At 68.1% G+C, this 6,202-nt stretch carries 6 protein-coding genes; 2 read left to right on the top strand and 4 right to left on the bottom strand.

What is annotated here, in order from left to right; genetic code table 11:
• Positions 1-431 precede the first annotated feature (431 nt).
• A complete protein-coding gene (locus ACIPV5_RS17570) occupies positions 432-1,778 on the top strand; it encodes a CoA transferase (RefSeq protein ID WP_400342146.1) in 1,347 nt (448 codons plus the stop codon).
• Here the strand turns inward: ACIPV5_RS17570 and ACIPV5_RS17565 are convergent.
• From ACIPV5_RS17565 to ACIPV5_RS17550, 4 genes are all read right to left on the bottom strand, one after another.
• On the bottom strand, positions 1,763-2,560 hold the full coding sequence (locus tag ACIPV5_RS17565; protein WP_400342143.1) for a DUF4184 family protein: 798 nt from the start codon (positions 2,558-2,560) through the stop codon (positions 1,763-1,765). The genes ACIPV5_RS17570 and ACIPV5_RS17565 overlap by 16 nt on opposite strands.
• Positions 2,561-2,654: 94 nt before the next feature.
• Positions 2,655-3,956, bottom strand: coding sequence for a tyrosine--tRNA ligase (tyrS, locus tag ACIPV5_RS17560; protein WP_400342141.1), 1,302 nt, complete (start codon positions 3,954-3,956; stop codon positions 2,655-2,657).
• Positions 3,957-4,008: 52 nt separating this feature from the next.
• Positions 4,009-4,857, bottom strand: a complete 849-nt coding sequence (locus ACIPV5_RS17555; RefSeq protein WP_400342139.1) for a hypothetical protein — start codon at positions 4,855-4,857, stop codon at positions 4,009-4,011.
• Complete coding sequence (locus ACIPV5_RS17550) at positions 4,854-5,498, bottom strand: SatD family protein (RefSeq protein ID WP_400342138.1); 645 nt, start codon at positions 5,496-5,498, stop codon at positions 4,854-4,856. The genes ACIPV5_RS17555 and ACIPV5_RS17550 overlap by 4 nt, the downstream gene beginning before the upstream one ends.
• Before the next feature lie 59 nt (positions 5,499-5,557).
• On the opposite strand from ACIPV5_RS17550, the gene ACIPV5_RS17545 reads away from it, so the two are divergent.
• Positions 5,558-6,157 carry a DUF1349 domain-containing protein gene (locus tag ACIPV5_RS17545; RefSeq protein WP_053096868.1) on the top strand — a complete coding sequence of 200 codons (600 nt, stop codon included), beginning with the start codon at positions 5,558-5,560 and terminating at the stop codon, positions 6,155-6,157.
• Positions 6,158-6,202 lie beyond the last annotated feature (45 nt).

Genomic DNA, 6,202 nt, shown 5'->3' with positions numbered 1-6,202 from the left:
CATTTGACAAGTGCACGCTGTTGAGTTCTCAAGGATCGGATGCTCCCACGACCCAGTCATCACAACCAGGCCCGAAGGGCAACTTCTCTATCTTAGCCATCCCGTCCCGCTTGTCAAATCAGCGCGCCGCGCGGATCTTGGATCCGCTGCGCAGCTCTTGACAGCCGCAGATGGGGTGGATCTCCCATCCTAGACGCAGGCGTCTGTTCTCACAAGTGAGTGGATCGGGAGGTGGTTCTCCGCTTGAGGGGGGTGAAGCTTTCGGCTCCTCCGCTTCCCTGTGGGGCGAACAAGTAATAAGTTACGTGGGTTCTGGGGTTCTGGCAAATCGGGCCACCACCCCCGGGCGTGTCGCCGCACCAGGTGGCAACACTTTTCCCAGTCCAGCGCCGGTATTCCGCCGAGATCGCCGCCACGAGTACGATCGCAGCGTGACCCAGCTGCCGAATCGCGCCCCCTCCGCTGCTCTTTTGGACCGCGTGTGGTCCGCCCTCGGGCTCGCGCCGGTGGAGGTCGATTCCGGCGCCCCCTTCGTTCACGCCGTGCCTCTCGAGTCGCGCCTCGCGACGGCGGATCTGGCCTGGGCGAGCGTTCGGGCCGTGTGTCTGGCGGCCGGCGTCGACTCCCTCCCCGACCCCGATCGCATCGCCGTCGCGTACCGGAGCGATCGGGTGCTCACCGTCGACGGACGCGCCCCCGATGTCTGGTCCCCGTACTCGGGATTCTTCCGGGCGTCCGACGGGTGGATCCGCACCCATGGCAACTACCCCCACCACGCGATGCGCCTTCTGACCGGTCTCGGGCTCGGAATCGACGCAGCGGGCGAAGACGTCCGAGCGGCCATCCTGACTCAGTCGGCCGCCGACGCTGTCGATCGGATCGTCGATGCGGGCGGACTCGCCGTGCCCGTGCTGCCGGAGAACCCCATCCACGACGCTCAGCTGCGGTCCGCTCCCCTGCTCCAGGTCGATCGGATGCCCTCCCCGAGCGGCGAGGAGCCGCGCCGGCGAGACGGCGACGATCGTCGTGCACCACTCACCGGCACCCGCGTGCTCGATCTCACCCGGGTGATCGCCGGTCCCGTCTGCACCCGCACGCTCGCACTGCTGGGAGCAGACGTGCTGCGCGTCGATCCCCCGCAGCTGCCCGAGCCCGAGTGGCAGCACTTCGACACCGGTCACGGGAAGCGATCGACGCTGCTCGACGCCGGAACCGAGCGTTTCGACCAGCTGCTCGCCGAGGCTGACGTCGTCGTCCTCGGGTACCGACCGGCAGCCCTCGCGCGACTCGGCCTCTCCGCATCCGCCCTGATCGAGCGGCGCCCGAGTCTGGTGATCGCGGAGCTCAGTGCGTGGGGCGACGACCACCCCTCTCGCGCAGGGTTCGACAGTCTGGTGCAAGCGGAGTCCGGGATCGCCATGATCGAGACGCCGGACGGCGACCGCCCGGGGGTCCTCCCCGCGCAGGCCCTCGATCACAGTGCCGGGTACCTGCTCGCAGCCTCGATCATCTCGCTGCTCGAGCGGCGCCGTCGAGAAGGTGGTGGCTGGGTGGTGCGCACGTCGCTGCGTCGAGTGGCCGCCGAGCTTCTCGGAATGCCACGGTCCTCGGGATCGCGATCGGTATCGGGGTCGGAGCGGGAACGGGTGCTGGACCTCGCCGCCCACACCGCGACGTTCGACGTCGCAGGGCAGACGATCACCACGGCGCGATCGGCGCTTCCCGGCCTCGAGCTCGCCGCCCCCCATCGCTGGGGATCCGATCAGCCGCGCTGGTGAATGCGTCGGAACACCGGCAGCGACAGACAGAGCACGAGAGTGAGCACACCCCACAGGGCGCACGCCGGCGGCAGCATCCGGTAGGCCAGATGCTGGTAGGTGAACTCCTCGGTGAACGGCCCGTAGCCGGCGTAGCCGAGGGCCCACGCCGTGATCAGCACCACGGGAAGTGACAGCCACCAGGCGATTCGGACGCCCGACGGCAGCACGCGATCCACTCGTTCGCGGGGAACAGCGCGGTTCACCCGGAGAATCCCCCAGATACCGATCACGAGCAGGCCGATCACGCTCGAGCCGTACTGCAGCCACTTGTATCCGATGAACGGCCCCCACACATCGTCGAGCGCGGGAAGCACATCGACGCCCCAACGCCCCTCGTGCGTGAAGAGATCCCAGACGATGTGCGACAGCACTCCCAGCACCAGCGATGCCGCGAGCATCGCCGGGTACAGCCGATCTCGAGCACCGACGCCGACGGCGGCTCGGGCCGCGTCGACGCCGGACTGCGACCAGTCGACAGGAACCCGGCGAGCCAGCCAGAGCGGAGAGAGCTCACCGACGGCCGGGCGCAGCACGACGCGCCACAGCAGGAACAGCACGAAAGCGACCAGCGCGGTCCACACGACGTTGCCGAATGAGTGGGTGAACGAGTACGGCAGGCCGACCCCGCGGATGAACAGCGGAAGGTCGGGCGTCATGGCGCCGATCGCGATCGCAGCGGGCACGAGCGGCGTGCGAATGAACGGGAGGGCGACCACTGCATGACTCGGCGTGAACGGCATCGGCAGGCTCCTGTCGAGTGTGAACGGTGGAAGCGTGACGGCGGCCGTCCGAGGACTCTCAGACGACCGCCGTCAGGCGATCAGGGTCGGATGTTCACGCGAGGAAGACACCTGCGAGGGTCTTCTTGCCGCGGCGGAGCACAGAAACCCCACCGGGCAGAGATCCCTTGACGGTGGCTGCATCGTCTTCGACACGCGATCCGTCGAGCGACACTCCGCCCTGGCTGATCGCGCGTCGCGCTTCGGACGAGCTGGAGACCAATCCCGTGGCGACGAGCGCATCGACCACCGACGACCCGGAATCGACCGTCGCGTTCGGCAGCTCTTCGAGCGCCGTGCGCAAGGTCGACGCGTCGAGGGCAGTCAGGTCGCCCTGTCCGAACAGGGCCTCGGATGCCGCGATCACCGCAGCGGCCGCATCGATGCCGTGCACGGTGGCGACGACCTCGAGCGCGAGACGCTTCTGTGCGGCGCGACGGAAGGGCTCGGACTCGACCAGCGCCTCGTACTCCTCGATCTCGGCGCGGGTGAGGAAGGTGAAGACCTTCAGCCTGCCGATCACGTCGGCATCCGCGGTGCTCAGCCAGAACTGGTACATCCGGTACGGACTGCACATCTCGGGGTCGAGCCAGATGGCGTTCCCCTCGCTCTTGCCGAACTTGGTCCCGTCGCTGTTCGTGATCAGCGGTGTGCCGATCGCGTGCGCCGACGCACCCTCGGCACGACGGATGAGGTCGGTGCCGCTGGTCAGGTTCCCCCATTGGTCGGAGCCGCCGGTCTGCAGGACGCAGTCGTACTGACGGTAGAGCTCGAGGAAGTCCATCCCCTGCAGGATCTGGTAGCTGAACTCCGTGTAGCTGATGCCCTCGTCGGAGTTCAGTCGCGCGGCGACCGCATCCTTCTTGAGCATGGTCCCGACGCGGTAGTGCTTGCCGATCTCCCGCAGGAAGTCGATCGCCGACAGCGGCGCCGTCCAATCGAGATTGTTGACGATGAGGGCGGCGTTCTCGCCCTCGAAGCTCAGGTAGCGCTCGACCTGCGTCCGCAGGCGTCCGACCCACTCCTCGACGGTCTCGCGAGTGTTGAGCGTGCGCTCGGCCGTGGGGCGCGGGTCGCCGATCAGACCGGTGGAGCCGCCGACGAGACCGAGCGGCTTGTGGCCGGCGAGCTGGATGCGACGCAACGTCAGCAGCTGCACCAGGTTGCCCAGATGCAGGCTGGGAGCAGTCGGATCGAAGCCGCAGTAATACGTGATCGGGTCCCCGGCGAGAAGGGCGCGCAGCGCCTCCTGGTCAGTGGACACGTGGACGAGGCCGCGCCACAGCAGTTCGTCCCACACGTTCTCGAACGTGGGGTCGATCGCCGGCGGGGCGGTCGTCAGAGCGGAATTCGACACGCGCCCCAGGCTATCAGCGGTGAGGGTCGGTGAATCGCCGGGCCGCCGTGGATCAGGTGTGTGCTGCCCACCACACGAGGAACGCCGCGCCCAACCCGATGACCCAGCTGACGAGACTGCCGACGAGGAAGTACTCGGCCCTGGCACCTGTCTCACCGTCGCGGGAGATCTCAGGGAAGCGCACGATCCCCTTCGCCGCCAGCATCGCGGCGAGGATCGGATACGCCGCAGCCAGGGTGAGCAGCATCACCAGGATGCGCTCGAGCGGGCCGATCAGTCGACCGCCCTTGAATCCCGCTCGCGGGTCGCGCAGAGCCGTGGCTTCATCCGGTCGGCCCGGCTTGTCCGCCATCGTGGCGTCGGTCGACTCCCTGCCGCCGATCGCGTCGGCGGGCGTGGTGGCCTCGGGCGCCGCAGGTTCCGCGTCGACCTCGTCGCGCATCGCCGATCGACGCAGTTCAGCCGGTCGCCAGGTGTGCTCACCGTCGAGCGCCGCGCGCACCACGAGGTTCGCCGACTCCAGGAGGAAGACCCCGGTGCCGAGCGTCAGGATCGCAAGATCGAACGGGACGTCGCCGAACGGTGAACGGAGGTTCCACACGGTGCCGATCAGGCCGGCATCAGTGCGCGCCCCCAGCCATACGACCGATCCGATGCTCACGAGACCGAGCAGCACCGCGGGCCAGAACCCGAGCGGTGCGCGGCGCTCCGACGGCATGCACCATACCCAGAGCGCTCCGACCACGAGCCCTGCGAGCATGGGCAGCAGCGCGTCGCTCACGCTGCCGAGCAGCAGGAACATCACGGCCACCGTCAGGTACCCGGCCCATCGATGCGGAGCGAACTGGCGGACGAGATCGGCGGATCCGACCGCGAGCAGGATGAATCCGGCGACGATCATGCGCTCGCTCCCCTCAGCGCGACCGCACCTTCGATGAGTGCGGCGCTGCCGGCGTTGCGCAACGACTTCGAGACGCTGGGCTGCGAGATGCCCTCTTCGGCGGCGAGGTCGTGCTGCGATCTGCCGACCATCCGTCCGTAGGTGAGGCGGCGCTCGCGCTCATTCATGGCGCCGACCAGCTCGTCACGGACGAGGAGGTAGGCGTTCGATGCTGCGATCATGCTCTCCATGACCTCATCCTGCCCCGGGGCTCCGACAATCCAGATCCGGGTGCGCGGCACGGTGCGTGCCTCTCTCGCGTGGACGGTCTCGATCGCCGCGCGCGCCGCATACCACCCCGGCCCGTCGGCGAGCTCGCCGTGGACGGAGTCGACGGTGCGCACCTCGCCGATCCCGATGCCGAAACGGAAGGCGATGCCGTCGGGAAGAGCGAGCTGGATCATGAGAAGCGACACCAGAGCGTCTTCGAGCCGAAGATAGACACCCTGCTGCTCGTCCCCCACCGTGGGGGTGAGCGGGTGATGTGCCAGAGGCAGGTCGGCCTCCACCCGAGCGATCGTGTCATCGAGCACGCGCTGCGCCGCCGTGCGATCGTCGAGCTTGCGCGATCCCACGATGTCGGCGAGTACGGCGATGACCATGTGATAACCGTATCACGAATAACTGTTATTTATGCCCTATTAGGTTATATGCTCGGAACATGCCTGAATCAGACATCATCCGGTGGGACGAAGGTTCCTGGACCCACTCACCCGCCGCACTCACCACGATCTCCGCCGACGGGGTCGAGCACCTGGACGTGACCGCCGCGGAAGGCAGCGACGCCTGGCGACACACGGCGTACGGATTCGTCCACGACACCGAGCACGCGCTGCTGGCTCCCCTGGCCGTGGGCGAGGCGATGGACGTCTCATTCCGCGCGCCATGGGACGGCCAGTTCGACCAGGCAGGAGTCTTCGTGCGCATCGACGACGAGCACTGGATCAAAGCGGGCATCGAGTACGCCGACGAGCACCTCGGACTCGGCGCCGTCGTCACCGACATCCGCTCCGACTGGTCCGTCGGATACGTCGACGACTGGCACGGCCGAGAGATCACCGTCCGCGTGAGCCGGTGGCCGGACGCGGTGATCGTGCGCGCACGCGCGGACGACGAGGACTGGCGGCTGGTTCGCGTCGCTCCGTTCACCGGCGACGCCGCTGCATCCGCCGGCCCGTTCCTCGCCGGTCCGACGCGCGCGGGACTCGTCGTGCGCTTCACCCGGTGGACGAGGTCGACCGCCGACGTCGCGCTGCACTGAGGAGCCCCGCCGGTCGCCGCACATCGCGTCGACCGGCGGTGCACA

The sequence above is a fragment of the Microbacterium sp. NPDC090014 genome (assembly GCF_044748285.1).
GTDB lineage: Bacteria > Actinomycetota > Actinomycetes > Actinomycetales > Microbacteriaceae > Microbacterium.
The sequence above is the reverse complement of the archived record's forward strand: the minus strand, read 5'-3'. Positions and strand labels throughout refer to the sequence as shown.

Coding starts and splice junctions, on each gene's coding strand:
- ACIPV5_RS17565 (WP_400342143.1), bottom strand. CDS start 2,560: ATGCCGTTCACGCCGAGTCATGCAGTGGTCGCCCTCCCGTTCATTCGC.
- ACIPV5_RS17555 (WP_400342139.1), bottom strand. CDS start 4,857: ATGATCGTCGCCGGATTCATCCTGCTCGCGGTCGGATCCGCCGATCTC.
- ACIPV5_RS17550 (WP_400342138.1), bottom strand. CDS start 5,498: ATGGTCATCGCCGTACTCGCCGACATCGTGGGATCGCGCAAGCTCGAC.
- ACIPV5_RS17545 (WP_053096868.1), top strand. CDS start 5,558: ATGCCTGAATCAGACATCATCCGGTGGGACGAAGGTTCCTGGACCCAC.